The sequence below is a fragment of the Streptomyces sp. SYP-A7185 genome (assembly GCF_046103685.1).
GTDB lineage: Bacteria > Actinomycetota > Actinomycetes > Streptomycetales > Streptomycetaceae > Streptomyces.
On record NZ_CP122310.1, the window covers coordinates 3,398,930 to 3,425,828 of the forward strand.

Here is a 26,899-nt window from a genome sequence, read left to right on the forward strand (position 1 = left end):
GGGTGTGGCCGCGGCCCTGCTGGCGAACGTCCTCTACAGCACCGGGTTCGTCCTGGAGAAACGTGCCCTCACCGCGATGCCATCGGTCAGCGTGCGCAGCCCGGGACGGCTGCTCAAGCAGGTGGTCTCCAGCCCGCTGTGGATCGGCGGTTCGCTCGCGCTCGCCGCCGGGTTCGGGGCGCAGCTCGCCGTCTACCGGACCCTGCCGATCGCCGCCGCGCAGGGCATCTTCGTCTCCGGGCTCGTGCTCCTGCTGCTGCTCTCCTCCGTGCTGCTCGGGGAGCAGACGTCGGGGCGCGAGCGGTACGCGGTCGGGGCCATCCTCGCCGCGCTGCTCATGGTCGTCCTCTCGCTGAACGAGGAAGCGGACACCGTGAGCCGCAGCGCGCCCGTGCCGCTCGTCCTCACGGTCTGCCTGCCCTCGCTCGCGGCGGGGGTCCTGCTGTACGGATCGGCCGAGCGGCGCGCCCGGCACCGGCACCGGCTACCGACGACCGGCGTCGAGTACGGGGTGGCCGTCGGTCTGCTCTACGGGGTCAGCTCGCTCGCCATCAAGGGCGTGTCCAGCTATCTGACCACGCAGGACCTCGGCTCCGCGCTGCTGCACCTGCTGGCCTCGCCGTACCCGTACCTCCTGCTGTTCACCGGGGCGTTCGGCCTGATCATGTCCCAGGCGGCGCTCCAGCGCTGCCGGGCCTCGCTCATCGTCCCCGTGTGCACGACGGTCACCGCGCTGTTCACCGCGGTGCTCGGCACGCTGGCGTTCGGTGAGCCGCTGCCCGACGAGCCGCTGCGGCTCGCCCTGCGGATCGCGGGCACGGCGCTCGCGGTCTCCGTCCTGCTCGCCATGCCCAAGCATGACGCGCCACCGCCTCAACCGACGCCCCCGACCAAGGAGCTGACGAGCTGATGAATCCCGAAGATCCCCTGCTCAAGATCCTCGCCTGCCCACTGGACAAGGGTCCGCTGCACCTTCTGGAGCCCGCGGCGCCCCTCGTGCCGGAGGAGGTCCTCTACAACCCCCGGCTGCGCCGCCGCTACCCGATCGTCGACGGGATACCGCAGCTCCTGCCCTCCTCCGGAGAGCAGATATCGGAGGACGAGCACGAGCAGCTCCTGAAGCGGATCTCCCCGTGACGGGGCCCGACGGGTCCGTGGCCAAGCCCCACAAGACGGTGGCGGCCCGGCTCGCCCCGCACCTCCCCGCCCGGCTGATCGCCTCGCTGGCCCGTCTGGTCTACCCCCGCTTCGAACCGGAGCTCGCCCGGCTGGCCGACCTCTGCCCGAGCGGCTGCGGCACGGCCGTGGACGTCGGCGGCTGGTACGGCCCCTGGTCGCGCCGCCTGGCCTCGCGTGCGCGGCGCGTGGTGACCGTGGAGCCCGTGCCGCATCTGGCCCGGCTCCTGGAGACCTCCACTCCGGGCAACGTCCGGGTGATCCAGGCCGCCGCCACCGACCGCCCCGGCACGGCCAGGCTCTGGCTGCCGCAGGGCGACCGCGGGGACCGCGGGGTCTCCTCGCTCATCCGCAGGGACATCCACGCCACGGCGGTCGACGTGCCCTGCCTGACCCTGGACGGACTCGGTCTGCGCGACGTCGACTTCATCAAGATCGACGTGGACGGCAACGAACTCCCGGTGCTGCACGGCGCCCGCGATCTGCTCACCCGCGACCGTCCCGCCCTCTTCATCGAGCTGGAGTCCCGCATCCAGCCGATCGGCCCGATCATCGAGCTGCTCACCCGGCAGCACGGCTACCAGGGCTGGGTCCTGCCCGACCGCACCTGGCTTCCGCTGGCCGACTTCGACCTGGAGGCGCACCAGAACGACACCTCGTACGTCGTCTCGCAGGGGCTGCTGCGCAGGGTGCTCACCCCGCGCAGGCCGCGGTACGTCAACTCGGTGCTGTTCCTTCCCGGCGGACGCCGCCCGGGAGACGCCGCCGTGCGCGACCATGGAGCGCATGTCCGCTAGCTCCGCCTCCGGCTCCAGGTCCCCGGGACCGTTCACCCCTCTCGACTTCCAGCTGGTCCTGCTGCGCCGCATGGCCGACCACAACCCGGAGCTGGTGGAGGCGGCCCGCCACGAGCTGGGCGTCTCGATCGCGGACATGCGCGAGGCCAACCGCCGCTGGCAGGCGATGAGCCGCTCCCCGCGCTCGCGGGGCGCCGCGTCCCGCTACCGCTCGGTGCTCGGCGCGCCCGCCGCCACCCTGTCCCGGCAGATCGGTGACCTGGCGTGCGAGGCGCTCCTCTGGCCGGTGCCGCTCTGGCCCGACCTGCGCTTCGAGGTGCTGCTCGCACCGAACGGCGCGGTGTGGAACGAGTGGCTGATCCGCGCGCCCGGCGCTCCGGGGCCCGCGCTGCACACCCTGGACGACCTCACCCCCTGGTCGTGCACGGTCGACGAGGCCGCCCGCGCCTTCGCCCCGGCCCGCCCGATGGAGGGCACGGCACCCACCCGCTGGCGCCTGGCCTTCACCGCCCCGGACGGCACGGGTCAGCGGCGGCGCTGCGTCGCGGAGTTCACCTGGGGCCTGCTCCAGCGGCTCTCGCTGCCGGACTCCCCCGCCGGCTGACCGCGGGGGCTACTGGGCCGCGGTGAGGATCTCGCGGGTGACCTCGGGCAGCGAGTCCGGGTGCACGGCGAGGAAGAGGTTCGGCTCGACCAGTTCGAGTTCCATGACGCAGGGCGCGCCGCTGTCCGCGTCGTCGACGAGGTCCACGCGCGCGTACAGCAGCTCGGGCGCGCCCGGTACGGCGGCCAGCGCCCGCTCGGCGAGGGCGAGTTCACCGGCGGTCGGCTGCCAGGGGCGCAGGTCGGGGTGCGGGGTCTTCACGTCGTCGTACGCCGTGCCGGGCGCGAGCACCGCGCCCTTCCGTATGGCGTGCAGGAACCGGCCGCCGACGAAGACGAGCGCGCGTTCGCCGGTCTCGTCGATGCGCGGCAGGTACGGCTGGAGCATCGCGGTCAGGCCCTGTCCGTGCAGTCGCTCGACGTGCCGTACGGCGGCCTCGTACTCGCCCTTCTCGTACCGCGCGGCGAGCCGGGCGCCCGCGCCGGACGCGGGCTTGAGGACGAACGCGCCGTCGTCCGGGATCTCCGGAGCCTCGCCGGGCGCGAGGTAGCGGGTCGGCACGACGGGCACGCCCGCCGCCGCCAGCTCCGCCAAGTACCGCTTGTCGGTGTTCCAGCGCACCACGGACGCCGGGTTGGCGAGGACGGTGAGCCGCGCGACCCGTCCCGCCCAGGCCACGAACTCGGCGACGCGCTCGCTGTAGTCCCACGCGGACCGTATGACCACGAGGTCGAACCGCTCCCAGTCGACGTCCGGGTCGTCCCAGGAGACGGTGGCGACGTCGGCACCCGCCGCGCCGAGCGAGCGCGCCAGCTCGGGGAGGTCACGGTCGATGCCGGTCTCCAGCTGGGGCCTGCTGGTGACCAGGGCGATCGTGGGGCGGTCGGGTGACACGGAGTCCTCCAGGGTTCGATGATCCGCCCCGCAGGCTAACAACCTTGTCGACGTGTCCCCGACAAGGCCCACACCCTGGTCAGGCGTGCGGACCGAGGCGGACCACCACGGCCGGCCGAGGCCGCACGGCGACGGCGCCCCGGAGGGGTGGGGCACCGTCGCCGTGCGGCTTCCGGCGGGGCTCAGAGGATGAAGACGCTCTGGGCCGTTTCCGTGTGGTACGTCTCGCCCGGGTAGACCAGCCATTCGACCGGGCCCGAGCAGTCGGGGCCGGCGTGCACCTCCGCGATGGCGTCGGTGTGGTTGGTGACCGAGGACGGGAACCAGTCGACGGCGTAGCAACCGCTCGGGTCGTCGTATGCGGTGCCGTTGACGACCAGGACGCCCTCCGCCGCGTACGCCGAGCCCGGGACCGCCACCGTCAGGGTCGCGGCGGCCGCGAGCGCCCCCAAGGCCATGGCCATACGTCGTCGCATCATGTTGGGACCCCCATCTACCGTGCGGACCGCTCCCGACGCGATCCGTTGGAGTCACCCAAAGTAGTCGATCAGACACCGTTCGTGTCCGGCGTGCGGATGCACGCGCCCCTCGCATGTGCGCCCTTCACCCCCGCACGCCACACCCCGGAAAGCACCCTCTCGAATATGCGAACAAGGGAGCAGTTGTTCCCTGGAACAGGTGATCGTCACGCCAGGGATTGCATGTGAGCTCTGTGTTTGATGATGATTACGGTGCGCAAGCGACGGGCTGCAGACCGTAGTTACCGCGTTCCCGGGCCCATGTCCCACACGGCGTCCGGGAGTTGGAACGTCCCAGAAAGTCGCAGTAAGTCCCACAAGGAGAAGCACCACCATGAACATCATCACTGACGTCGTCGCCGGTCTCGCCCACTTCCTCGGCTGGCTGATCTGACGTCTCTGACGTCACACGGCAGTACGCACAGCGACGCCGCCTCCCCCGTCCCAGGGGAGGCGGCGTCGCCGCGTCGGTGGTGCCGGGCCGCTACCGCACCCCCACCGCCCGGATGATCTCCTGCGTGACGGATCCGCCCCGGTCGTCCCGCGCCGAGGCCCGCAGCGAGACGAACTCGGCGGAGCCCGGCACCTTCAGCCGTCCGCTCCAGGCCGCCGCCCCGCCCCGGTCCTTGCCGCCGTCCTTGCCGAGCTTCACCCCGGTCCAGCTCTTCCCGTCGTCGTACGACACCTCCAGCTTGCCGCCGCCGATGGTCCCGGTGTCCTGCGCCCCCTTCACGTACTCGGAGGAGATCCCGACCTCCAGGGCGCGCCCGCCCCGGACCTCACCCGCGAGATCCGTGTCCACGTCGAACCCGAGGTTCAGCAGGGGCAGGAACGTGCTCCGGTCGTTCGCCGTCTCCTTCGATGTGAAGGTCCACTCCGAGTGGCCCTTCGTGGCGAGGTGCCACCGCTCGGGATTAAGCGTCGTGTCCGTCACGACCTTGTACGCCGTCGACGCCGGGTTCGCGTCCCACACGTAGACGCCCGAACTCTGCTTCCGGTCGACCAGCTCGCCGTCCGCGTAGACCTCGGTGAACTGCGTCATCGAGTCGTCGTTCCACACGTCCCCGAACCCGGTGTGGTCGGGCCCCGAGTCGCCCCACCCGGGCACGTTGAACTGAAGGTTGTTCCCGGTCCGCTGCTGGCCCCAGCCCAGGCCCGTCCCCAGCCAGGGGTGCCACACGGGCTTGAACCAGTTCAGCTCGCCGCGCTCGCCGCCCCGGTAGCCGATCAGGCCGCTGCGCTCCTCCAGCGCGCCCGGTCCCACCGACACCGACTCGTGCCACAGCTGACCGGCTCCCGTGGACGCGTGGTCCGTACGCTCCACCGGATAGTCGATCTTCTCCTGGAAGCCGATCCCGACGGAGAAGGTGTCCGTCAGCGAGTAGCGGAACTCACCGCCCGCCACCGGCTTCACCGCGTGGAACTTCGTGTCCAGGACGGCCAGGTCGCGCTGCGACGGCTCGTACGTCAGATCGCGGGGCACCGCGCCCTTGTGGCCCTCCGACACGTCGTAGACGTAGGGCGTGCGGGAGGTGGCCGTCGTCTCCACGGTCCGGCCCGCCTTCGCCGCCGCGAGCAGCCGTGCGCCGTCCGCCGCGCCGACCGTGCCGATCCGCAACGGCCGGTCCGCGTTGCCGTCCGTGCCGAACCACGCGTTGAGCCTGCCGGGCACGTCGTCCGTCACGAACAGCTGCTTGGCGCCCGCGTCCTGGGCGGCCTGGCCGAGCTGAGAGGGCGTCACGTCGGAGCCCGCGGTGCGCCGCACGACGACGGCCTTGCCCCGCACGTCCTTGCCCGCGTACTCGGCCGCCGTGCCGCCGCCCACGTCCACGATCCGCAGCTTGGAGCGCCCGTCGCCCACCGTGCCGCCGGGCTGCGCGACGACCTGGCCGAGGCCCTTCACGTCCAGGGTGGGCTTGCCCAGGCGCCAGACGGTGCGGTACTCGAAGCTGCCGTCGGTCACCTTGGCGGTGGGTGCCGCGAAGATGCTGTCGTACTTCACGGGCACCTGGACCGCGCCTTGCAGCGTGGCGCCGTTCGCCCGGCGGTCGTACTCCATCAGGAGCTGCCGGGTCTCCGTGCGCTTGCCGACGTCCACGCCGACCTCGCGCAACTTCCGTCCGTCGAGGGTGACTTCGCGGTCCTGGTCGAGGACGATCTCGGGCGCGGCGAGGAAGCCGAGGCCCAGGGAGTCCTTGCCGCCGCTGCCGCGCACGTCGAGGAAGGAGGAGAGGGAGTAGGTGCCGGGCTTGAGGCGCAGCTCCAGGGTGCCGGAGTCGCCGACGTCCGCCGGGACGGGGTCGACCTGCTCCGCGAGCCGCTGGTAGACCAGCCCGGCGCCGGTGGGGGCGCCGTCACGGTCCTTGACGTGGACGGTGAGCGTGTACCGCTCCTCTTCCTTGACCAGGCCGAACGCGGTGTGCGCGACGGGCTTCCCGGCGGCGCTCGCGACGATGCGCCCGCTGGTGGCGCCGACGGGTGCCTTCGCGCCGTCGCCGGTCACCGTGGTCGACGCCGAGCCGTGCGCGGGCACGGTGAGCGTCTTGTCGGCGAGCGTCGCGACACCGTCGGCCGCGCCTTCGGCGTCGAGGCTCAACTCGATCGCCGTATCGGATGAGTTGGTGTACGTCACCGTCTTCGTGACGGGCTTGTTGTCCCCGTACGGCCAGGAGTAGAAGCCGAGGTCGGCGCTGCCGCTCGCGGTGACCCGCGCGCCGATCGCGTCGGGCACGCTGACCCGGCCCGAGCCCAGCGCGTAGGCGGAGGCGTCCAGTCGCGCGGACGTCGACATCAGCGCGTCCTTGAGGCGCGCGCCGCTCCAGTCCGGGTGCTTCTCGGCGAGCAGCGCGGCGACGCCCGCGACGTGCGGGGTCGCCATCGACGTACCGCTCATCTCGGTGTAGTAGCCCTCGCCTGAGGTCAGTTGCGAGCGGGCGGCGAGGATGTCGACGCCGGGCGCCGACAGGTCGGGCTTGAGGGCGTTGTCGCCGTACCGCGGGCCCTGGCTGGTGAAGTACGCGGCCTGGTCGGCGGAGTCCACCGCGCCGATGGTCAGCGCGGAGTCGGCGGCGCCGGGCGAGCCGATGGAGGAGGGGGCGCCGGTGTTGCCCGCGGCGATGACGAAGAGGGCGCCGGTGTCCTTGGAGAGGGTGTCGACCGCGGCGGCCATCGGGTCGGTGCCGTCGCTGGCCTCCTGCGAACCGAGGCTCATCGACACGACCTTGGCGCCGACGTCCTTGGCCGCCCACTCCATGCCGGCGATGATCTGCGATTCGCTGCCGGAGCCCTCGTCGTTGAGCACCTTGCCGACCAAGAGCGTGGCGCCGGGTGCGACGCCCTTCTCCTTGTCGCCCTCCGACGCGGCGCCGCTGCCGCCGACGGTCGAGGCCACATGGGTGCCGTGGCCGTTGCGGTCGGCGACCTCCTCGCCAGGGATGAAGCTCTTGGTGGCGTCCACCCGGCCCTTGAGGCCGGGGTGCCCGGCGTCGACGCCCGAGTCGAGGACGGCCACCTTCACGCCCTTGCCGGTGAGTCCGGCCTCCCAGGCCTCGGGGGTGCCGATCTGCTCGTTGCTCTGCGCCATGTCGGCCTCGACGCGCCCGTCGAGCCAGATCTTGTCGATGCCGTCGGCCAGCGCACCCTTCGAACCCGCCGCGCCCCGGGCCGACTTGAGGGAGTCCGGCGCCACGTCCCGCCAGAAGGTCCCCGGCTTGTCCGCCGTCACCGCCAGGCCGCCCACGCTGGGCAGCGCCCGCACCTGGCCGGCGCCCCGCGGGGCGGCCGGACCCGCGGCCCGCCGCGCGCTCTTGTCGTACGTGACGATCAGCGGCAGCGCACCGCCCTTCTCGCCCCCACCGCCCTTCTCGACCCCGAGCCCCTGGCGTATCAGCTCCGTCACGTCGAAGAGCCGCTCGTCGAGGGTGCCCGCGCTCAGATAGGGCCGCGCCTCGTCCGGTACGACGGTGATGCGGTCCCCCGCGATCTCGCTCCGGACGGCTCCGGTGGCGCCGACGGGCCGGTCGACGGTGACGGTCTTCTTGCCGCCGCCGAGTTCCGTGACGGTGACCTTGTCGCCGGTGACCAGGGTGACCGTGTGGGCGGCGCGGGCGGCGGGGGCGTCCCGCCCCTGCGGCGGCTGGGCGGGTGCGGCGGTGGCGCTCTGCCCCGCGGGCAGCAGCGCGCACGTGAGGCCGAGCGCCGGCAGCAGCCCGGCTCTTCGCCACGAGGGTGATCGGGTCATGGGTGCCCTCTCTCGTCGGACCCGGGCGGGGGTGGTCCCCGGGTGCTGCGAAGAGTGTCCGGGGACGGGTGTTGCCGGGGTGTTGCCAGGTGCTGGCGGGAAGCCGCCAGGGCACCTTCCCGCCAGTCCCGCTCCCGCGCGTCCGTAGCCCTCGACGTGGGTGACAGCCTCGCTTGACGTGGGTGACAGCCTCAAGGGGCGTCCGCAACAATGCGGTTGGCAGGCACGACGAAAGATCGACGGGGGCGTTGATGGACGATCTGATGGAGTTCGAGACCGACGACGGCAGGCACGTCGTGCTGGCCGACGTGGAGGACATGCACGGCTCCCGCCTCGTCTCGCGCGGCGACGGACCGGCCAGGGCGGTGCACACCTTCGAGGAGTCGCTCGCCGGGGCACGCGCGGCGGCGGAGTCCGCGCTGCGGGTGTTCCGCGACGGCACCCTGCGCCCGGACTCGGTGGAGATCGAGTTCGGCGTCCGGATGTCGGCCGAGGCGGGCGCGGTGATCGTGAAGGGCACGGCGGAGGGCCACCTGGTGGTGCGCCTGGCGTGGACGCCGGACGGACCGGCCGCCGGCACACCGCCGCAGGCCGCCCCCGCCGCGCCCCAGGCCGCCCCCGTCCCGCCGCCGGAGGCCACCCCCACCCCATGAGCAGCGCATCGTGGCATGCCCGCATCGCCTGCGGGAGCGAGGTCGGGGCCGGGTTCCTCGTGTCCGAGCGGCACGTGCTGACCTGCGCGCACGTCGTCCGCGACAGCGGCGGGGCGCCCGTCGCCGTGTCCTTCCCGCACCGCGAGGACCTCGGCGCGGTGAGCGCGTCCGTCGGGGCGCACGGCGGCTGGGACGGGCGGCGCGACGACCTCGGCGACCTGGCCGTCCTGGAGCTCGCGCACGCGGTGCCGGTGCGGCCCGCCGAGTTCGCGGCCCCCGAGGACGCATACGCCGAACCCCGCCCCCGGCTCCTGGTCTACGGATTCCCCAAGGGGTACCAGGAGGGCACCCTCGCCGAGTACCGCGCCACCGCCGCCCAGCGCATCGCCGACGAGTGGGTCCAGCTGGAGGCCTGGAGCGCCCACGGGCAGCCCCTGGCACCGGGGTTCAGCGGCGCGGCGGTGACCCTCGCGGACAGCAACCGCGTCGTGGGCATGGTGTCGGCCGCCACGCGCGCGGCCAGCGGCGTGCGCAACGGCCGGATGCTGCCCACCTCCGTGATGGCCCGTTACTGGCCCCCGCTCGGCGACCTGGTCCCCACCCCCGGCCACCAGCAGGCGGCGAAGGAACGGCTGCGCGCCCTGGTGGACCGGGCCGCGGACACCGCCGCCGCCCGCGACCCTGAGCGGCTGTACCGCGACGCGGTGGGCCCGCTCGGACCGCCCGTGCCGCCAGAGGGCTTCGGTTCGCTCTGGTCGGCCGCCTGGTACGTCCTGTCGGAGGTCGACGACCCGGACGCGGTGGCACGCCTCGCCGACCGGCTCGCGGGTCTGCTCGACACGCCCTCGGCTCCTGCGCCGCCACGGCCCGGCGCGGCACCGGCCTGGTCGCCCATCGTCGTCGAGATCGACCACAGCGGTGCGGGCGACGACCAGCTCCTGGTCGAGGTGTCCGCGTACCGCGAGGGCCTGCGCCATCCCGTCGGCTCGGACACCCTGGCCGCCGGGCACGTGCGCGCGTACGTCCAGGAGCGGGTCGACGACGCCTTCTCCCACCTCACGCCCGGCACGGACGAGCTGCTGGCCTTCGTGCTGCCCCGCGCGCTGCTCAACTGGCCGGTGGCGCAGTGGGAGTGCGGCGCCGACGACCCGACCCCGCTCGGCTGCTCGTACCCCCTGGTCGTCACCGACAGGTCCCGCCGCAAGGGCGGGCTGCGCCACCGCCTCGCCCGCAAGTGGGAGCACCTGGACGACTGCCCCGGTGCCGTCCTGCACCGCGTGGAGTGCGGCAGCCAGGAGAAGCCGAACAAGCTGCGGTTCCGGCTGCGGCGCGACGGGGCGGACCTGGCGGGGTTCGCGGCGCCGCCACGCGCCGGCCGCGCCGGGCCGGACGCCGACCTGACGCACTTCGACGTGACGCTCACGGCGCCGGTGCCGGTCCTCCTGTGGCCGCGCACGGGCTGCGCGGAGCCCGGCCACCGCGACGACGAGGGCTGTGCGGGCTCCGACTTCCTGGACCGCATCGCCGCCCATGTCGAAGGCCGGCCGCCCGCCGAACTGCCGCGCGCCATCATGACGTTGCGCGAGACGGCGGAGGCGTCGGACGAGCCGGACACCCACTGGGCGAGAGACGTACAGCTCCTGTGGGACGATCCGCGCTGCTTCCCGGACGCGCCCGCCGCCCACCACCGCTCCCCCGTCGCCTGACCACCAGGGATCGACGACGGAAGCACGACGGAACGACGACGGAATCACGACGCAACGAATGACGGAACGAATACGGAGAACCCCGATCATGTCCCTGTGGCCCGTCTACACCGGTACGAACGAGCCCCACGACGGGATCGACGAACTCCCCCCGCCGCCGCCCTGGCGTGCCTTCGACGGCGGCCCGGTCCTGCGCACCCCCGCGGACGACGGCTCGGCGACCTCTCCGGACCGCGTGCACCGGGCGCACACCTACCGGGCCACTGAGACCTGCGTCCAACTGGTCAACGCGGCCCTGTACCTGCGCCGCCCGCTCCTGGTGACGGGCCCTCCGGGCAGCGGCAAGTCGAGCCTCGCGTACGCGGTGGCACGGGAGTTGGGGCTCGGTCCGGTCCTGCGCTGGAACATCACGAGCCGCAGCGCCCTGCACGACGGCCTCTACCAGTACGACCCGCTGTCGCGGCTCTACGCGGCGGGACGGGCGCCCAGGACACGGGCCGCGCGGGACGGCTCGGGCGTCGAGGACCATCTGCGCCTGGGTCCGCTCGGCACCGCGCTGCTCCCCTACGGCCGCCCCCGCGCGCTCCTCATCGACGAGATCGACAAGAGCGACCTGGACCTGCCCAACGACCTCCTGAACATCCTGGAGGAGGGCCAGTACGAGATCCCCGAGCTGGTGCGGATCGCCAAGCACACCCCGAAGGCCGAGCTCCTGACCGAGGGCTCGGACGACCCGGTGACGGTCGTGCGCGGCCGTGTGCGCTGCCGGGCCTTCCCCTTCGTCGTCCTCACCAGCAACGGCGAGCGCGAGTTCCCGCCCGCGTTCCTGCGCCGCTGTGTCACGCTGCGGCTGCGCCAGCCGCGCGACGAGCACCTGGAGGAGATCGTCCGGGCCCACCTCGGCGAGCCCGACGCCTACGCCCGCTCGCTCATCGCCCGCTTCCTGGAGCGCGGCACCGGCGGTGAACTCGCCACCGACCAGCTCCTGAACGCGATCTATCTGACGGGCGCGGCGGGCGTCGACGCGGGCTCGCGGGACGAGCTCGCACGGCAGCTGATGCCGTATCTGACCCAGGCCGCGGATCCGGGCCCCGATGCACTCTGACGCGCCCCGGCCCCGGGGCCCCGTCACGCGGCTCGCCGATCTCCTCGCGGAGGCGGCGGGCGGCTCACGTCCCACCTCGGTCGAGCTGGCCGAACTGCTGTGGCTGGCGGGGCAGATGGACGGCGCCGCGACCTCGGGCCCTGAGCCCACCGAGGCCGTACCGCCCACGCCGTCCGTGCCGCCGCCGGTGAATCCGTCGCCGCCGCGTCCCCACCCGGCCGCACCGCCGCCCGCGCCCGCGCCGGACGACCGGGTGCCGCTGCGGCTGCCGCAGGCGGCGGGCGACGGCGCCTCGACGGCACCCGACGCCACGGAACCGACGAACACCCCCGGCCCCTCGGACACGACCGGGCACACCCCTGTCCGGGTCCCCGTGCCGCCGATGGTGACGCACCCCCTCACGCTGCAACGCGCCCTGCGCCCCCTGAAACGCCGCGTCCCCTCACCCGTGGGCCAGGTCATCGACGAGGCGGCCACGGCCGACCGCATCGCCCGCCTGGGCGGCCGCCCGCGCGACTGGCTCCCGGTCCTGCGCCCCGCCGACGAACGCTGGCTGCGCCTGTGCCTGGTGTACGACGCGGGTCCGACGATGCCGATCTGGCGCCCCCTGGTCCACGAACTCCACACGGCGCTCGCCCAGTCCGGCATCTTCCGCACGGTGGAGCTACACCGCGCGGAGCCGGACGGCACGGTCCCGCCACAGGCGGCCCAGGCGCCCGCTGCGGGCCGCACGGTCACCCTCGTGATCAGCGACTGCATGGGCCCGCAGTGGCGGAAGGGCGCGGCCGGCGCCCGCTGGTACCGCACGCTGCGGCGCTGGGCGGCGCAGATGCCGGTGGCCGTGATCCAGCCGCTGCCGGAACGCCTCTGGCGCACCACGGCGCTGCCCACGACCCCCGGTTCGCTCGCGGCCCCGCACCCGGCGGCGCCGTCGGCGTCCCTCGCCTTCACGCCGTACGCCGCCGAGGCGCCGCCCGCGGGTGCGGTGCCGGTCCCGGTCCTGGAACCCGCCGGTTCGTGGCTCGCGCACTGGGCGGCGCTGGTCGCGGACGCGGGCGGGGCGCAGGTGCCGGGGGCGGTGGGGTGGCTGGGGGCGGCGCCTGCGCTCCCCGACCCCGATGCGGCGGCGGAGGACGTGACCCGGCTCTCCCCCGAGGACCTCGTGCTCCGCTTCCGCTCCACGGCGTCCCCCGAGGCCTTCCGCCTGGCGGGCCATCTCGCGGTGGGCGAACCGCAGTTGCCGGTGATGCGGCTGGTGCAGGCGGCGGTGGAGGAGCATCCGCGGCCGCAGCATCTGGCGGAGGTGATCGTCAGCGGCATGCTCGCTTCCGGCGGGGGCGCCGGGGCGTACGCGTTCCGGGACGGCGTCAGGGAGCTGCTCCTGCGGACCCTGCCGCGTACCGCGCGGGGCCGTACGCGCGAGCTGCTGGCCCGGGTGGGCGGGCTGATCGACGAGCGGGCGGGGACGGCGCCGGGGGAACTGCGGGCGGTGGCGCCGTCGGGCGGGGACGCGGGTCCGAGGACACCGGTGGGCGAACCGTTCGCGACGGTCACCGCGGACAGCGTGCGGCAGCTGGGGGGCGGGCGGCGGCCCGGCCTGCTCGGCGAGCGCTACCGGATGGTGCGGCAGCTCGGGGAGAGCGGCCGCATGTGGCTCGCGGAGGATCAGCGCCGGGGCGGCGAGTCCGTGGTGGTGCAGCAGTATCCGCGGGCACCGCAGTGGCTCCGCCTCGACTTCACGCGGGCCGCACGGCAGCTGTCCCGGTTCCGGCACGCGCACGTGGCCGCCGTACGGGACTACGCGAACGGCGAAGTGCCGTACGTGGTGGCGGACTTCGTCGAGGGCCGCAGCCTCGAAGAGCTGCTGGCGGACCATCCCCACGGGCTGCCCTCCCCTCTCCTGGTGCGGCTGGTCCCGCCCCTCGCCCGCGCGGTCTCCGCCCTGCACTCCGCGGGCATGGTCCACGGCGCCCTCTCCCCCGCCTACGTGCGCCTGCCGCCGCACGGGGGCGCCGTGCTGTGCGGCTTCACGCTCATCCCCTTCAACGAGGAGAACGGAGCGGCCGACCTCGGCGCCCTCGGCCGCGTCGTACGCGAGATGTACTCCGGTATCGACGCGAGCGCCGGGCCGCGCCGGACGAGGTCGCCCGCGGCGACCGGAGCACCAGGAGCACGCGACGGACGCGGCCTCGGGGAGACACTGCTGTCGGCCGCCGCGAACCTCGCCTCCTCCGACCCGGCGCTGCGGCGCGAAGCCCTCCAGGAGCTCTCGCAGCTCTCCGCGCCTGCTGCACCCGAGCGCACGTACTCCCTGCTGGGGCCGCTCCGCGTCACCCGGCAGGACCAGGCACTCCCCGTCGAGGTCCCGCTCGAACAGGCGCTGGTGTGCATGCTCCTGCTCGGGCGGGGCCGTACCGTGCCCTACGCCGAGCTGGTCCAGGGGATCTGGGGCCCGGACGTTCCGCCCCGCGCGGAGGGTGACCTGCGCACCTGGGCACACCACCTCGCCAACACGCTGGCCCCCGACACCCTGGTCGCCGACGACGACGGGTACGCCCTGCCGCTGCCGCACGGCCCGGACGTCGTCGACCTGTTCCGCGCCCAGCGGCTCCACGACGACGCCCGTGACGCCCGCTTCGCGGGAGACTTCGGCCGCGCCCGCGACCTGGTCCGCACCGCGCTCGACCTGTGGCGCGGCGCCCCCCTGGCGGGCGTCCCCGGCCCCGCGGCCCACGCGGCCCGCGCCGACATCGACCGCCTGCGGCAATCCCTGCTCCACACCCGGCTGGAGCTGAACCGGGAGCTGGGCGCGACCGAGCAGGAGCAGACGGAACTGGACGAGCTGCTGCGCGAGTTCCCCGCCACCGAGGACGAGGTGCTCACCCCGAGCGAGGAGTTGCCCGGCAGCCAGCTGGACGACCTCGGCGTGAGCCGTGAACTGCCGGACGACCAGCCGACGCCCCCGGGGACGACCCTCACCTTCGAGTACCTGACCGCGCTGACCGCGACCTCGCAGGAGACCCCGCAGCGGCTGGGCCGGGAGATCTCCCACCTCCTCATCGCGGGCGGCATCGGCCCGGACCACTTCGAACTGCGGTCCCACGACGGCGGCTGGGACGTGGACATCGCCCCGCAGGTCCACGTGCTGCACGTGGTGACCGCGCTGCTGCAAGGGCTCCCCGCGGCGCTGGCGCAGCTGCCGCGGACCGGCGTCGGGGTGACCGTCACCCATGAGCCGGACCCCACGGTCTCCGCCCTCACCTTCCCCGCCGAGCTGCGGCACCTCGTCGACCGCCCCGGCAGCCGTGCCACCGTGATCGTCTCGAACGACCTGCACGACCGGCTGAGCCGCTCGGGCCGCGTGGGCGGTGCCCGGTTCGAGCGGGTCCCGCAGTCCGACGACTGGTACTGCGAGGTCACGGCGGCTTCGGGCCCGCGGCCCGCGACCACGACCGCCGCCTCTTCCCTGACCACCGCCCTGAGCACTCTGCTCGCCGGCCGCGACGCCGTGATCCTCGGCTTCGACGGGCCGGTCGTCCCGCTCTACACCGACGCGCAGGCCCGCGCCGGCGTGCTCAATCTGCTGGGCCCGCTCACCGAGGCCCGCGACGTCGAGGGCGCCCTGAGCGGCAGACCACCGCTGCCGGGACAACTGGAGGGGTACGAAGGCCGGGTGCACCCGGTGGATCTGCTCCGCGCCCACCAGGACCACCCGCTGGCCGCCGAGCTGCGCACCCGGCTCCTCTACGTCGAGCGGCAGAGCCTGCTGAGCGCCCGTCCGACCCGGCACCTCCCCCAGCTCCTGAACGCCTTCATGGCGCGGGGCACGGCCGTCGCGGTCGCCGGGGACTGCGACTCCGCCGCCATGGCGGACCTGCTCACCCGGCGGGGCCTGACCGCCCTGGTCGGCGGCGGCACGCACGGCCGCCAGGGGGACTCCCCGCTGCTGCCGGACCCCGACTGCCTGCGCCGCGCCCTCGCCGCCCTGGGGAGCGGCCCCGGGGAGTGCGTGATGATCGGCTCCTCGGCGGCGGAGCTGCTCGCCGCGCGCGAGATCGGCCTGCCGTTCATCGGCTACCGCCGCGACGAGAAGGCGTACCGCAGGCTCCGGTCCGACGGCTGCGAGCTGCTGCTGACGTCGCTCACCCCGCTGATCGACGCGGTCCGCGACAGCTGAGGCCACCGGCCCCGCCGAGCGGGGCCGCGAGGTACCACCGCCCCCTCAGGCCTCGGGCGTCCGCGCGTCGTAGCGGGCGAACCGTCGCCACCGCAGGGCCAGCAGCCCCACCGCCACCACGCAGGCGATGCCGCCGCCGACCACCGCCGTGCCCGGGGAGCCCAGGTCGCCCACCGAACCCGCGAGGAAGTCCCCCAGCCGGGGGCCGCCCGCCACCACTACGATGAAGACGCCCTGGAGGCGCCCCCGCATCTCGTCCGGCACGGCCGCCTGGAGCATCGTGCTGCGGAACACCATCGAGATCGTGTCCGCGCAGCCCGCGAGCGCGAGGAAGAACAGGCCGAGCCACAGGTTCCGGGTCAGGCCGAAGACGGCGATCGCCGTGCCCCAGCCGGCCACCGCGAGCAGGATCGCCAGCCCGTGCCGCCGGACCCGGCCGAGCCACCCGGAGAACACCGCGCCGAGCAGCGCCCCCACCGCGGGCGCCGCGACCAGCAGACCCACCGTCTTCGCGTCGCCGCCGAACCACACCACCGCCACGGCGGGGAACAGCGCCCGCGGATGCGCGAGCACCATCGCGCACATGTCCGTGAAGAACGTCATCCGCAGGTTCGGCCGCGTGGCCAGGAACCGCAGGCCGTCCAGGACCGAGGCCCGCTTCCGGCGCTCCCCGGCCTCCCCCGCGCCCTCGGGCCGCATCGCGGGCAGCCGCCACATCGCGTACAGCGAAGCGCTGAAGGCGACCGCGTCGATTGTGTACGCCGCCTGATAGCCCCACAGGCCGACGATGAGGCCGCCCAGCATGGGGCCGAGCATCATGCCCCCGGTCGTCGTGATCGACGAGAGGGCGTTGGCCGCGGGCAACTGCTCCGGCGGCAGGAGACGCGGGATCATCGACGAGCGCGCCGGCGAGTTCAGCGCCCCGCAGACCGCCTGGAGCGCGACCACGGAGTACAGGAACCACACGTGGTGGAAGCCCGCGAACGCCCCCGCGGCCAGCGCGACCGAGAGCCCGCACGAGCCGAGCGACGAGTAGAGCCCCAGCTTCCGCCGGTCCACCGTGTCCGCGATCGCGCCCCCGTACAGGCCGAACACCACGAGGGGCACCAGCGAGAACAGCCCCACGAGGCCGACCGAGAAGCTGGAGTGCGTGATGTCGTACACCTGGAGCGAGACCGCGAGCGAGGTCATCGCCTGGCCGATCCAGGAGACCGTGTTGCCGGCCCACAGCCGGCGGTAGTCCACCGACGTACGCAAAGGAGTCAGATCGGCGAGTATCCGCCTTTTCGTGACGGGCCTCCGAGGCTCCACTGGGAGCGGGGACAGCGGGGGGTTGTGGTCGGCTTCGGGTATCCGGGGGCCGTCGGCTTCGTCTTCTTCCGGGGGCGTATGCGTCACACGCGATGCTAACCGCGCCGTCCGAGACGCGATCAAGACCACCCGTGCGGCGGCACCCCGCCCGGCTCAGCCCAACGCGCGCGCCGCCCGCGGCCACCGCACGATGCGAGACAGGACCGTCGTCCGACGGTCCGTACGGTCTGCGCTCTCGGGAGGATCTGCCATGACCGTCAGTCTGGAGCAGTTGCGCCGCTGCCACATCGCCGTCGACCTGGGTGCCGCGAGGACCCGGGTGTTCGTGAAGGGCGCGGGTCTCGTCGTCGACGAGCCGAGCGCCGCCGCCGTGAACACCCGGACGGGCGCGCTCATCGCCGTCGGCCAGTTCGCCGAGCAGATGACGGGCCGGACACCGGGCTACATCCGGGTCGTACGGCCGGTCTCCGGCGGCACCGTCGTCGACATCGAGATGGCCCAGCGCATGCTGCGGCACCTCCTCGGCGAGAAGCTCCGCCGCACCCTGCGCCGCAAGCCGCGGCTGCGCGCCGCCGCCTGCACGCCGCACGACGCGGACCCGCTGGCCCAGCGCGCCGCCGTCGAGACGATGGTCGGGCTCGGGGCCCGCAGGGTCGAGCTCGTGGACACGCTCATCGCTGCGGCCGTCGGCTGCGGGCTGCCCGTCGAGCAGCCCGAGGCGACGATGATCCTGGTGTGCGGGGCGGCGACCACGCAGGTGGCGGTGCTGTCCCTGGGGTCGATCGTCACGGCCCAGCGCATCCCGGTGGGCGGTGAGGCCATCGACCACGCGATCGTCCAGCACCTGCGCCACCACCACGAGCTGATGCTGCCGAGCCAGTCGGTCCGGCCGCTCCAGCTCGCCCTGCGCGGCAACGGCCTGACCTCGCAGGGCCCGGAGTCGACCGAGATCCACGGCCGGGACGTCGCCACGGGGCTCGCGCGCTCGGTGCACGTCGACACCGCCGCCGTCCGCGACGCGATCCACACCCCGCTCACCGCCGTGCTCGACGGCATCGGCAAGGTGCTGCGGGACTGCCCGCCGGACCTCGTGGCCGACCTGGCCGATCGCGGGATCATGATGGTCGGCGGCAGCGCGCTGCTCCCGGGCCTCGACCAGATGCTGCGGGACGCGACGGGAATGCCGGTGGCGATCGCCGAGCGGCCCGACGTGTGCGCCGTGCTCGGGCTCGGGGCGATGCTGGAGGGCAAGATCCAGCCCCTGATGCTCAACCCGCTCTCCGGCTGAGCCCGGCCCTCGCACCCGGCCCTCGCACCGCACCCGCACCCGCACCCGCACCCGCACCCGCACCCGCACCCGCACCGGAAGCGTGCCCGTATGTCGATGACCGTGCAGCTGGTCGGCTCCGCGCTGATCCTGCTCGCCTTCGTCCTCGCCCAGACGGGCAGGCTCGGCACGGGTACCTGGCCCTATCTCTGGCTGAACTTCGTCGGGTCGGGGCTCACCGCGGGCGATGCTCTCCATGAACGGCAGTGGGGATTTCTGCTTCTGGAGGGCGCGTGGATGGTGGTGTCGTTGCTGGGCCTGGTGACGAAGGCGCGGGGCGGCGGGACCGGCCCGGGGCCGAGCGGCGCCGCACGATGAGGGGCGAGGACCTGCCCCTGCCCCTGGTCCCGCTCCTGGACGCGGTGCTCGGCGTCGGCACGGACCTCGAACTGCACGCCACGCTCCAGCACATCGTGGAGAGCGCGACCGAGCTGACCGGCGCGCGGTACGGCGCGCTGGGTGTCATCGACCCCGGGCACGGCAAGCTGACCGACCTGTTCACGGCGGGCCTGACCCAGGCCGAGCGGGACCGCATCGGCGCCCTTCCCGACGGCCGTTCGGGGCTCCTGGGCACGCTGATCCGCGAGCCGAAGCCGCTGCTCCTGGACGACCTGACCGCGGACCCGCGCTCGTGCGGGGTGCCGCCGGGGCACCCGGAGATGCACGGCTTCCTGGGCGTCCCGGTGCACGTCCACGACGAGGCGTTCGGCAATCTCTACCTCACCGAGAAGCGGGAGGGCCGCTTCACGCAGGACGACCTCCAGCTGGTCCGCGTCCTCGCGAGCCAGGCGGGCATCGCGATCGGCAACGCCCGTCTGTACGAGGCGGCCAGGCAGCGGGAGCGGTGGATCGACGGCGCGGCCGCGGTCACCACGGCCCTGCTCACCGGCGAACCGGCGGCCGACGCGCTGATGACGGTCGCCGAGCAGGCCCGCATCCTCGCGAACGCCTCCGCGGGGGTCATCCTCCAGCCCACGGACCAGGGCGGCATGCGGATCGTCGCGGCGGCGACGGCGCAGGACGACGGCATCGCGCCCCCGAGCGGGGCCCACCCGCACGCCCTCCAGAACGACCTCATCGGCACGACCATCGAGCCCGGCAGCGCGGTCCTCGAACAACTCCTGGGCGGTGAGCCGGTGTTCGTCGAGGACTCCGCGACCGACCCCAGGATGACCACGCACGTACGCACCAACTTCGGGCCCAGCATGATGCTGCCGCTCGAAGCCGGCGAGCGGCTCATCGGGACGCTCGCGCTGCCCCGCCGCAGGGGCGAGCGCGCGTACTCCTCCGTGGAGCGTCTCCTGGCCACGCAGTTCGCCTCGCAGGCCGCGCTGGCCCTCGTCCTGGCGGACGCCCAGCAGAGCAGGCAGCGCCTCGCGGTCTTCGAGGACCGCGACCGCATCGCCCGCGACCTCCACGACCTCGTCGTCCAGCGGCTGTTCGCCACCGGGATGATGCTGGAGTCGACCCGGCGCAGGGACAGCTCGCCCCAGGTGGGGTCGACGCTCGACCAGGCCGTGGACGAGCTGGAGTCCACCATCCAGGAGGTCCGTACGGCGATCTTCGCGCTCCAGCAGCCGCCGGCCGACGCCCCGACGACGTTCCGCGGCAAGGTGCTCCGCGAGACGGCCGGCGCGGCGGCGGTCCTCGGCGTCCAGCCCTCGGTGCACTTCAGCGGCGCCGTGGACACCAAGGTCGCGGATCCGGCGGCGGGCCACCTGCTGGCCGCCCTGCGCCGCGCCCTGGCCGCCACGTCACGCCGCACCGGCGTCACACGGGTCGACGTGGCGGTCAACGCGAGGGCCACGCTCCCCGACGGCCGCGCGTGCGTACGCCTGACGGTCCACGACGACGGCACGACGGACGGCGTGGAAGCGGGCACGACGGTCACCTGGCAGGCCCCGCTGTGACCTCCGCCGACCCGCACGGGGGTGGTGGACGGCCGGGGCGGGCCGTCCACCGGTCCTACTCGGGGCCCCGCTGCCCCTTGATCCGACGGGCTCCTTCGTCGCCCGCCCGGCGGGTCTCCTCCTTGGTGGACCTGGCGGCCTCCTGAGCCGTGCCCTTCACGGACTCCGCCGCTTCCCTGACCGGTTCGCGCAGCTCTTCCCTGACGCCCTCGGCGGCCTCGCGCACCGTCTCCTTGACCGGCTGCGCCCACTCCTCGGAGTGCTCCCTGATCCGCCGGCCCGCACGCTCCTCGGGCGGGGTCGCGGGGAAGAGACCGCCGGCCAGGAGCCCCGCCCCGAAGGCCACGAGACCGGCCGCGAGGGGGCTGCCCTGGGTCTGGGACCGCACGGCCCCGGGGGCCTCCTTGATCTTCTGGCCTAGCTGCTCGGGGGCCTGCCTGACCTGCTGTCCGACCTGTTCCCTCGTGTCGCGCACGGTGTCTCCCGTCCGGGAGGTCAGCTGGGCCGGACCGCTCTTGGCCGTGCCCATGACCCTGTCCTTCACGGTGCCGAGCCGCTGTCGCGCGGCCTGCGTCTGGCGGCGGGCCGCCTTCTGGGGGCTCAGTTTCTCCGCGAGCCGGTCCGCCGTCCGGGCCAGATCGGCACGGGCGGTGTCGGCGTCCTGCCTCAGTTCGTCGGGTGTCGCGCCCATTTCGCGTCCTCCTTCAGTGATTCGACCGCCCTCTCGGGCGTGGGCCGCACGGTCCGCATGCGCTTGCGTCCGGCGGAGTGGAGGGCCGCGCCGATCACGGCCCACACCGCGGTCACCACCAGCGCCGCCCAGGCCAGGTCGATGACGTGCCGCAGCCCGAAGACCGCCGCGAGGCTGGCGAGGAGCACCGCGAGACCGGCGGCGTACCCGGCGCCTCCGTACAGTCCGGCCGCCTTCCCCGCCTTGGCCGCCTCCTCCTTGAGCTCGGCCTTGGCCAGCTCCACCTCGTCGCGGAAGAGCCGCGAGAGGTCACCGGTGAGGTCCCCGATCAGCTCGCCGACCGACGTGTCCGAGACGTCCGGGGCACCCGGGGCGCCCGCGGTGTCCGGAGTCACCTCACGCCCGCGCGCCCGCCCCGGCGGCTCGTTGCGCGCGGAGTGTTCGACGTCCGGCGCGCTCACGGTTGCCACCCCGGAGCGGTCCCGGGGGCCGGCGGCGTCCGCGGCGGGACGCCGGGCTCCGGCGGCAGCCCCGCCACCGGCGGCACGCCCGCCCCCGACGGCACCTCGCGCCCCAGGGGCGGCGCGGTGTCCGGCGCGTACCCGGCCTCGGCCGGCGGCAGCGACGGCGGCTGCTCACGCTCCCGCCCCTCGTCCCCTCCGACCGGGCCTCCGGAGCCCGCGGCGCCGACGCCCCGGCCCAGGCGGGCCACGGCGAACCCCGCGAGCGCGGCGCCCGCCAGGAAGACGCCCGGCTTGCGGCGCGCGAACTCCCGCACGTCATCGAGCAGTTCGCCCGGTCCCTGCCGGTCGAGCCGGTCGGCGAGCAGGTGGCCGCGGTCGGCCAGCTCGTGCACCACCGACACGGCGGGCGAGTCGGGCTTGGCGCTCTCGCTCATGTGCCGCAGGTCGTCCGCCAGATGGCGGATGTTCGCCGCGAACCGCCGCACCTGCCCCTCGGCCTCGCCGCTGACCTGGTCCTTCATCTGCTCGTACAGGTCCCTGCTGCGGGCGGTGGCCTCTTGGATCACCTCACCGGCGTTCTCCCGTGCGGTGTCCGCGACGTCCCGCCCCTTGTCCTGGACGGTGCCTGCGACTTCCTGCCCCTTCTGCCTGACCTCCCGCCCCCTGTCACGGGCGGAGCGGTCGGTCTCGCCGCTCTGCGTCATGGTTCCTCCTCCGGTCTCGGCACGGATCCCCCGATTCCGCCGGCGGGTACCCGGCCGCCCGACCGGAACACCGCACGCACACGCCGGGCAGCTGCCGCAGGGAACGATGGCCAAAAGGCCGCGTACACCGACTTCACCACTCCGGTGCACACGAGGACGCACGCGCCACGAGGGCCCACGCGCGCACCGGACGAGACCGGCCGGGACCCGCCCCGCAGGCGCCGTTTGTGCGAAAAGGGTCCGGGTACTCGCGGCTCCCCGTTCCTGAGAGACCGGCCTGAGGAGCCCCGGATGACCTTCAACCCCCTGGAACAACGCGGCATCCCGCTGGACCGTCAGTTACGCAACTGGCGCGAGCTCGACGTCGAACCGATCGACCCCGACCACTGCGACCCGTACACCCGCTGTCGCGTCATCACGCTGAACGGCATCGAGGTCGAAGCGGTGATGTTCAGTCACCAGTTCGCCCGCCACTGCCCCGACCCGGAGGTCAAACGGCAGCTGGCCGAGGTCCGGTACATCGAGCAACAGCAGCAGAAGGTCGTCAACTGGCTGCTGCCCGGCCTGGCATCGGTCCTGGAGACGACCATCGCGTACGAACAGGTCGCGGTGGATCTCACGGCCTGGGTGGCCAGGTCGGAGCCCGACCCGTACCTGAAGCAGGCCTACCAGTTCGGCGTCCTGGAGGACTTCGACCATCTGTACCGGTACGCGAACCTGTACGAGATGATCGAGCACCGCAAGGCGGACGCGATCGTCGAGAGCCTCACCGAAGTGATGCCGGGCCGCCCGACGAAGTTCCACCACCGCCACCCCCACGACAACGTGCGGGACCCCTACGACCGCGCGTCGGCCGATCCGCTCTCCAAGCTGCACGCGCTGACCGTCATGTCGGCGGAGCAGCAGACGATGAACTTCTACATGAACGTCGGCCCGCAGTACATGGAGCCGATAGCCCGCCGGCTCTACCAGGAGATCGGGCTGATCGAGGAGGAGCACGTCACCCACTACGAGTCGCTCGTCGACCCCGGCGAGACCTGGTGGGAGCAGCTCGTGAACCACGAGTACAACGAGTGCTACCTCTACCACTCCTTCATGGAGCAGGAGTCCGATCCCCGGGTGCGGGCGATCTGGGAGCTGCACCTGAACATGGAGCTGGAGCACCTGCGGATCGCCTGCGACCTGATGCGGCGGCACGACGGCCGCGAGCCGGAGGAGGTCGTGGCGCCCGAGCTGCCGAACGTCCTCACGTTCGAACCCAACAAGCAGTACCTGCGGGGCCTGCTCGACACCCAGATGGACCTGACCACGCTCGGCGCCGGTTACGTGCAGGACGCGCACGAGCGGTTCGAGCGGCTCCAGGCGCAGATCCACGGCGGCGAGGAGCCGCCGAGCGAGCGGGTCATGGCGCAGCACAGGGACCTGTTCGGGCGCGAGTACCGCTCGCAGACCGAGGGCGAGCACCCCGATGCCGCCTCCCGGGAGAAGGTCGAGGGCCGTGATGCATGAGGAAGGCGTGACGAGGACGGGCGCGGTCACGGAGCCGGCCCGGAGCGAGGACGACGACGTGGTGACGCTCCTGATGCGCCAGCACGGGGACATCCGCAATCTCTTCGACGAGGTCGAGCGGAGCACCGGGGCCGACCGGCAGAGCGCCTTCCGGCGTCTCGTGCGGCTCCTTGCGGTGCACGAGACCGCCGAGGAGGAGGTCGTGCACCCCTTCGCCCGCGCGGCGCTGCCCGGCGGCGCGAGCGTGGTGGAGGACCGCCTCGCGGAGGAGAAGGCGGCCAAGGAGCTGCTGGCCCGCCTCGACGGCGCGGACACCGACGACCCGAAGTTCTCCTCCGAGCTGGCCACGCTGCGCGCCGACGTGATGGCCCACGCCCGCGCGGAGGAGCGGTACGAGTTCATCCACATCCGCCGGACCGCGGAAGCCGGCCGTCTGGCCACGCTCGCCCGCGGCGTCAAGGCGGCGGAGGCGATGGCACCGACCCATCCGCATCCGGGCACCGAGTCGGCGGTGAAGAACGTGGCGCTCGGCCCGGTGACGGCCCTGGTGGACCGCACGCGCGACGCCGTGCGCAAGGCCATGGGCAAGGACGGCTGAACCAGCGGATCGGGTGATCACGCGGCAGCAGGGTGAAGGAAGGGCCGCTGCGGTGACGCGGCGACCCTTCTCATGACGTTCGCAGAGGTCAGAACGTTTCTTCGAAACCCTGCCGGTGTGGGGCGGGTGGGACTCGAACCCACGGCCGACGGATTATGAGTCCGCTGCTCTAACCGGCTGAGCTACCGCCCCTAACGGCGCGTCGCGCACATTTGTGCGCGCCGTCTGCCGCAGCATAGCCGCTCATACGATCTCCTGCTTCGGATGGTCGGCTTCGCTCGACCATGAGGACCTTCGTGCTGCCCGCATGGTTCCACCAGGCACGAAAAAGGACCCCTGAGGGCAAACTCAGGGGTCCTTCCTCACAGCTCTCCCGACTGGACTCGAACCAGTAACCTGCCGGTTAACAGCCGGCTGCTCTGCCAATTGAGCTACAGGAGACCGAGCTCCCCCGACTGGACTCGAACCAGTAACCTGCCGGTTAACAGCCGGCTGCTCTGCCAATTGAGCTACAGGGGATCGTCTCGTTGCATCGAACGCAGCTACCTGGGAACTCTCCAGGCGGCGGGCGGTCGCTGCGACACATACATTAGCGCAAGCAGGGGGGTGCTCCGCCAATCGGTATCCCCCACCGCATCCCCACCGCCCCCACGGGGCAACAGACGAGCGAACAGTCGATCGATGCCGACGCAAGGGAAGGGTGGCAGCCATGCGCTACCGGCTCACATTCGTCGCGGGTCTGGCTCTCGGGTACGTGCTCGGTACCCGGGCAGGCCGCGAGCGCTACGAGAAGCTGAAGAAGTCGGCCCGCGAGTTCGCGCAGAACCCGGCCGTGCGCAACACCGTGGAGTCCGCGACCCAGCAGGGCCGCGACGTGGCGGGCAAGGCCTTCCACTCCGTGTCCGAGAAGGTCGGGGACCGGGTCCCGGACTCGGTGGCCGACCGGGTACGGACGCTCCGCGAGCGCGGCCAGGGCAGCGGCGAGGACGACTGGGGCACCAGCAACACGTGACCCGGGCGGCTCCCGGGAGCTGAGGTACGGGACACGTCGCGCGGTGCGGCAGAATTCCAGGTATGGGGATAGTCGCAGGGTTGGACAGTTCGCCCGATTTCACGCGCATCGTGGTCTGTGACGCGGACACGGGCGCCGTACTCAAGCAGGGCTATGCCCCGCATCCGACGGAGGGCCCCGAGGGAGGCGGCCGTCCGTCGGACGTGGATCCGCAGGCCTGGCTGCTCTCGCTCGGCGAGGCGGCGGGCGGCGGGCTCCTGGAAGGCGTACAGGCGATCGGCGTCTCCGCGCAGCAGAACGCGGTCGTCCCCCTGGACCAGCACGGCAACACGGTGCGGCCCGCGCTCGTCGGCAACGACCGGCGGGCGCAGGTCGCCGCCGCGGACCTGATCGACGGGCTCGGCAGCCGCGAGGCCTGGGCGCAGGCCGTCGGATGCGTCCCGCAGGCGGCGCACCCCGTGACGAAGCTGCGCTGGCTGGCGAAGAACGAGCCGGAGTCGGCGCGGCGCGTCGCCTCCCTCATGCAGGCGCACGACTGGCTGGTGTGGCAGCTCCTCGGCCGGCCCGCGCGGCGCACGAGCGACCGGGGCGGCGCCTCCGGGACGGGGTACTGGTCGGCGGCGACGGGCACGTACCGCCCCGATCTCGTGGAGCTCGCGCTCGGCCACCAGGCGATGCTGCCCGAGGTGATCGGCCCCGCCGAGGCGGCGGGGACCACGCCCGAGGGGCTGCTGATCTCGGCGGGGACCGGCGAGACGATGGCGGCGGCGTTCGGGCTCGGGGTGCAACAGGGCGACGCGGTGGTCTCCTTGGGCGCTTCCGGCTCCGTGATGGCCGTGCACCACGAGGCACTGTTCGACCCGAGCGGCACGATCACCTCGCTCGCGGACGCCACCGGCATGCATCTGCCGGTGGTGCACACGCTGAACGCCGTGCGGGTGCTGCGCGGCGCGGCCGAGATGCTGGGGGTGCCCGATCTGGAGGGCCTCTCCGAGCTGGCCATGAAGTCGACGCCGGGTGCGCACGGCCTCGTGCTGCTGCCGTACCTGGAGGGCGAGAAGACGCCGAACCTGCCGCACGCGGCGGGCACCCTGACCGGCCTGCGGCGCGAGTCGATGCGGCCCGAGCATCTGGCGCGGGCGGCCTTCGAGGGCATGCTCTGCGGCCTCGGGGACGCGCTCGACGTGCTGCGGGGGCGTGGCGTGGAGGTCCGCCGGGTCTTCCTGCTCGGCGCGGCGGCCGAGCTGCCCGCGGTGCAGGCGGCGGCGCCGATGCTGTTCGGCACGCAGGTCGTGGTGCCGCAGCCCGCGGACTACGCGGCGATCGGCGCGGCGCGGCAGGCGGCCTGGGCCCTGAACGGGCAACTGCCGTACTGGCAGGGGGCTGCCGCGCAGGTCTTCGAGCCGGGCGAGGAGCACCCCGTGGGCCAGGCGGTACGCCAGCAGTACCGGACCGTACGGGAGCAGACGCACCCCGGGGCGCTCTAGAGCCTCCGAAGGGTGC

Annotated in this window: 22 protein-coding genes and 3 tRNA genes; 15 read left to right on the forward strand and 10 right to left on the reverse strand. The window is 73.4% G+C overall.

The features are described 5' to 3' along the window. The first annotated feature begins 4 nt into the window (after positions 1-4). From QBL25_RS14985 to QBL25_RS15000, 4 genes are read left to right on the forward strand one after another with little or no spacing between them, the layout of a single operon-like run. Positions 5-910 carry a hypothetical protein gene (locus tag QBL25_RS14985; protein ID WP_409062660.1) on the forward strand — a complete coding sequence of 302 codons (906 nt, stop codon included), beginning with the start codon at positions 5-7 and terminating at the stop codon, positions 908-910. Next, positions 910-1,137, forward strand: a complete 228-nt coding sequence (locus QBL25_RS14990; RefSeq protein WP_409057533.1) for a Trm112 family protein — start codon at positions 910-912, stop codon at positions 1,135-1,137. Before QBL25_RS14985 ends, QBL25_RS14990 begins: the two co-directional genes overlap by 1 nt. Further along, complete coding sequence (locus tag QBL25_RS14995; RefSeq protein WP_409057534.1) at positions 1,134-1,973, forward strand: FkbM family methyltransferase; 840 nt, start codon at positions 1,134-1,136, stop codon at positions 1,971-1,973. Before QBL25_RS14990 ends, QBL25_RS14995 begins: the two co-directional genes overlap by 4 nt. After that, the gene (locus tag QBL25_RS15000) at positions 1,954-2,577 is read left to right on the forward strand and encodes a hypothetical protein (RefSeq protein ID WP_409057535.1); all 624 of its coding nucleotides are present in this window, start codon (positions 1,954-1,956) and stop codon (positions 2,575-2,577) included. The genes QBL25_RS14995 and QBL25_RS15000 overlap by 20 nt, the downstream gene beginning before the upstream one ends. Positions 2,578-2,586: 9 nt before the next feature. Here the strand turns inward: QBL25_RS15000 and QBL25_RS15005 are convergent, their stop codons facing one another. From QBL25_RS15005 to QBL25_RS15015, 3 genes are all read right to left on the reverse strand, one after another. Further along, positions 2,587-3,471, reverse strand: coding sequence for a RimK family alpha-L-glutamate ligase (locus tag QBL25_RS15005; protein WP_409057536.1), 885 nt, complete (start codon positions 3,469-3,471; stop codon positions 2,587-2,589). A gap of 182 nt (positions 3,472-3,653) precedes the next feature. Further along, positions 3,654-3,950 carry a hypothetical protein gene (locus QBL25_RS15010; protein WP_409057537.1) on the reverse strand — a complete coding sequence of 99 codons (297 nt, stop codon included), beginning with the start codon at positions 3,948-3,950 and terminating at the stop codon, positions 3,654-3,656. Positions 3,951-4,473: 523 nt separating this feature from the next. Further along, positions 4,474-8,229, reverse strand: coding sequence for a S8 family serine peptidase (locus QBL25_RS15015; protein WP_409057538.1), 3,756 nt, complete (start codon positions 8,227-8,229; stop codon positions 4,474-4,476). A gap of 251 nt (positions 8,230-8,480) precedes the next feature. On the opposite strand from QBL25_RS15015, the gene QBL25_RS15020 reads away from it, so the two are divergent. The 4 genes from QBL25_RS15020 (at position 8,481) to QBL25_RS15035 (ending at position 15,870) form a co-directional block, all read left to right on the forward strand. Continuing rightward, entirely contained in the window at positions 8,481-8,882 is a 402-nt protein-coding gene (locus QBL25_RS15020; protein WP_409057539.1) for a CU044_2847 family protein, read from the forward strand. Next, the gene (locus QBL25_RS15025; RefSeq protein WP_409057540.1) at positions 8,879-10,588 is read left to right on the forward strand and encodes a trypsin-like peptidase domain-containing protein; all 1,710 of its coding nucleotides are present in this window, start codon (positions 8,879-8,881) and stop codon (positions 10,586-10,588) included. The genes QBL25_RS15020 and QBL25_RS15025 overlap by 4 nt, the downstream gene beginning before the upstream one ends. An 88-nt stretch (positions 10,589-10,676) precedes the next feature. Then, positions 10,677-11,693, forward strand: a complete 1,017-nt coding sequence (locus QBL25_RS15030) for an AAA family ATPase (RefSeq protein ID WP_409057541.1) — start codon at positions 10,677-10,679, stop codon at positions 11,691-11,693. Further along, positions 11,683-15,870 (forward strand): SAV_2336 N-terminal domain-related protein, encoded by a 4,188-nt coding sequence (locus QBL25_RS15035; protein WP_409057542.1) that lies wholly within the window; start codon positions 11,683-11,685, stop codon positions 15,868-15,870. Before QBL25_RS15030 ends, QBL25_RS15035 begins: the two co-directional genes overlap by 11 nt. A 45-nt stretch (positions 15,871-15,915) precedes the next feature. On the opposite strand, the gene QBL25_RS15040 is transcribed toward QBL25_RS15035, so the two are convergent. Beyond that, positions 15,916-17,181: an MFS transporter gene (locus QBL25_RS15040; RefSeq protein ID WP_409062661.1), complete on the reverse strand. Its 1,266-nt coding sequence runs from the start codon at positions 17,179-17,181 to the stop codon at positions 15,916-15,918. A gap of 250 nt (positions 17,182-17,431) precedes the next feature. Here QBL25_RS15040 and QBL25_RS15045 point away from each other — a divergent pair, with 250 nt between their 5' ends. The 3 genes from QBL25_RS15045 to QBL25_RS15055 all read left to right on the forward strand — a co-directional run bounded on the left by QBL25_RS15045 (position 17,432) and on the right by QBL25_RS15055 (position 20,418). After that, positions 17,432-18,469 carry a rod shape-determining protein gene (locus tag QBL25_RS15045; protein ID WP_409057543.1) on the forward strand — a complete coding sequence of 346 codons (1,038 nt, stop codon included), beginning with the start codon at positions 17,432-17,434 and terminating at the stop codon, positions 18,467-18,469. Between the two features lie 90 nt (positions 18,470-18,559). Beyond that, positions 18,560-18,826 carry a CBU_0592 family membrane protein gene (locus tag QBL25_RS15050; RefSeq protein WP_409057544.1) on the forward strand — a complete coding sequence of 89 codons (267 nt, stop codon included), beginning with the start codon at positions 18,560-18,562 and terminating at the stop codon, positions 18,824-18,826. Next, positions 18,823-20,418, forward strand: coding sequence for a GAF domain-containing protein (locus tag QBL25_RS15055; RefSeq protein WP_409057545.1), 1,596 nt, complete (start codon positions 18,823-18,825; stop codon positions 20,416-20,418). The genes QBL25_RS15050 and QBL25_RS15055 overlap by 4 nt, the downstream gene beginning before the upstream one ends. Before the next feature lie 55 nt (positions 20,419-20,473). On the opposite strand, the gene QBL25_RS15060 is transcribed toward QBL25_RS15055, so the two are convergent. Genes QBL25_RS15060 through QBL25_RS15070 form a run of 3 tightly spaced genes read right to left on the reverse strand, consistent with a single transcriptional unit; the run spans position 20,474 to position 22,277 of the window. Continuing rightward, the gene (locus QBL25_RS15060) at positions 20,474-21,109 is read right to left on the reverse strand and encodes a DUF3618 domain-containing protein (RefSeq protein WP_409057546.1); all 636 of its coding nucleotides are present in this window, start codon (positions 21,107-21,109) and stop codon (positions 20,474-20,476) included. Then, a complete protein-coding gene (locus tag QBL25_RS15065; RefSeq protein ID WP_409057547.1) occupies positions 21,085-21,570 on the reverse strand; it encodes a phage holin family protein in 486 nt (161 codons plus the stop codon). The genes QBL25_RS15060 and QBL25_RS15065 overlap by 25 nt, the downstream gene beginning before the upstream one ends. Next, the gene (locus QBL25_RS15070) at positions 21,567-22,277 is read right to left on the reverse strand and encodes a hypothetical protein (protein WP_409057548.1); all 711 of its coding nucleotides are present in this window, start codon (positions 22,275-22,277) and stop codon (positions 21,567-21,569) included. The genes QBL25_RS15065 and QBL25_RS15070 overlap by 4 nt, the downstream gene beginning before the upstream one ends. Positions 22,278-22,568: 291 nt before the next feature. Between QBL25_RS15070 and QBL25_RS15075 the strand changes: the two genes are divergently transcribed. Next, on the forward strand, positions 22,569-23,786 hold the full coding sequence (locus QBL25_RS15075; protein ID WP_409057549.1) for a hypothetical protein: 1,218 nt from the start codon (positions 22,569-22,571) through the stop codon (positions 23,784-23,786). A gap of 7 nt (positions 23,787-23,793) precedes the next feature. Next, a complete protein-coding gene (locus QBL25_RS15080) occupies positions 23,794-24,384 on the forward strand; it encodes a hemerythrin domain-containing protein (protein ID WP_409057550.1) in 591 nt (196 codons plus the stop codon). A 118-nt stretch (positions 24,385-24,502) separates the two neighbouring features. Here QBL25_RS15080 and QBL25_RS15085 read toward each other — a convergent pair. From QBL25_RS15085 to QBL25_RS15095, 3 genes are all read right to left on the reverse strand, one after another. Beyond that, positions 24,503-24,576 (reverse strand) — tRNA-Ile (locus QBL25_RS15085). Positions 24,577-24,752: 176 nt separating this feature from the next. After that, positions 24,753-24,825, reverse strand: a tRNA-Asn gene (locus QBL25_RS15090). A gap of 5 nt (positions 24,826-24,830) precedes the next feature. Beyond that, positions 24,831-24,903: transfer RNA gene (locus QBL25_RS15095), tRNA-Asn, on the reverse strand. 190 nt (positions 24,904-25,093) lie between these two features. Between QBL25_RS15095 and QBL25_RS15100 the strand changes: the two genes are divergently transcribed. Further along, positions 25,094-25,396: a YtxH domain-containing protein gene (locus QBL25_RS15100; protein ID WP_409057551.1), complete on the forward strand. Its 303-nt coding sequence runs from the start codon at positions 25,094-25,096 to the stop codon at positions 25,394-25,396. A 62-nt stretch (positions 25,397-25,458) separates the two neighbouring features. Continuing rightward, positions 25,459-26,883 (forward strand): xylulokinase, encoded by a 1,425-nt coding sequence (locus tag QBL25_RS15105; protein WP_409057552.1) that lies wholly within the window; start codon positions 25,459-25,461, stop codon positions 26,881-26,883. Positions 26,884-26,899 lie beyond the last annotated feature (16 nt).

What these genes read in the sequence shown, in the direction of transcription:
- QBL25_RS14990 (WP_409057533.1), top strand. Translation starts at nt 910, where the DNA reads ATGAATCCCGAAGATCCCCTGCTCAAGATCCTCGCCTGCCCACTGGAC.
- QBL25_RS15000 (WP_409057535.1), top strand. Translation starts at nt 1,954, where the DNA reads ATGGAGCGCATGTCCGCTAGCTCCGCCTCCGGCTCCAGGTCCCCGGGA.
- QBL25_RS15010 (WP_409057537.1), bottom strand. Translation starts at nt 3,950, where the DNA reads ATGATGCGACGACGTATGGCCATGGCCTTGGGGGCGCTCGCGGCCGCC.
- QBL25_RS15015 (WP_409057538.1), bottom strand. Translation starts at nt 8,229, where the DNA reads ATGACCCGATCACCCTCGTGGCGAAGAGCCGGGCTGCTGCCGGCGCTC.
- QBL25_RS15020 (WP_409057539.1), top strand. Translation starts at nt 8,481, where the DNA reads ATGGACGATCTGATGGAGTTCGAGACCGACGACGGCAGGCACGTCGTG.
- QBL25_RS15025 (WP_409057540.1), top strand. Translation starts at nt 8,879, where the DNA reads ATGAGCAGCGCATCGTGGCATGCCCGCATCGCCTGCGGGAGCGAGGTC.
- QBL25_RS15030 (WP_409057541.1), top strand. Translation starts at nt 10,677, where the DNA reads ATGTCCCTGTGGCCCGTCTACACCGGTACGAACGAGCCCCACGACGGG.
- QBL25_RS15035 (WP_409057542.1), top strand. Translation starts at nt 11,683, where the DNA reads ATGCACTCTGACGCGCCCCGGCCCCGGGGCCCCGTCACGCGGCTCGCC.
- QBL25_RS15045 (WP_409057543.1), top strand. Translation starts at nt 17,432, where the DNA reads ATGACCGTCAGTCTGGAGCAGTTGCGCCGCTGCCACATCGCCGTCGAC.
- QBL25_RS15050 (WP_409057544.1), top strand. Translation starts at nt 18,560, where the DNA reads ATGTCGATGACCGTGCAGCTGGTCGGCTCCGCGCTGATCCTGCTCGCC.
- QBL25_RS15055 (WP_409057545.1), top strand. Translation starts at nt 18,823, where the DNA reads ATGAGGGGCGAGGACCTGCCCCTGCCCCTGGTCCCGCTCCTGGACGCG.
- QBL25_RS15060 (WP_409057546.1), bottom strand. Translation starts at nt 21,109, where the DNA reads ATGGGCGCGACACCCGACGAACTGAGGCAGGACGCCGACACCGCCCGT.
- QBL25_RS15070 (WP_409057548.1), bottom strand. Translation starts at nt 22,277, where the DNA reads ATGACGCAGAGCGGCGAGACCGACCGCTCCGCCCGTGACAGGGGGCGG.
- QBL25_RS15075 (WP_409057549.1), top strand. Translation starts at nt 22,569, where the DNA reads ATGACCTTCAACCCCCTGGAACAACGCGGCATCCCGCTGGACCGTCAG.
- QBL25_RS15100 (WP_409057551.1), top strand. Translation starts at nt 25,094, where the DNA reads ATGCGCTACCGGCTCACATTCGTCGCGGGTCTGGCTCTCGGGTACGTG.
- QBL25_RS15105 (WP_409057552.1), top strand. Translation starts at nt 25,459, where the DNA reads ATGGGGATAGTCGCAGGGTTGGACAGTTCGCCCGATTTCACGCGCATC.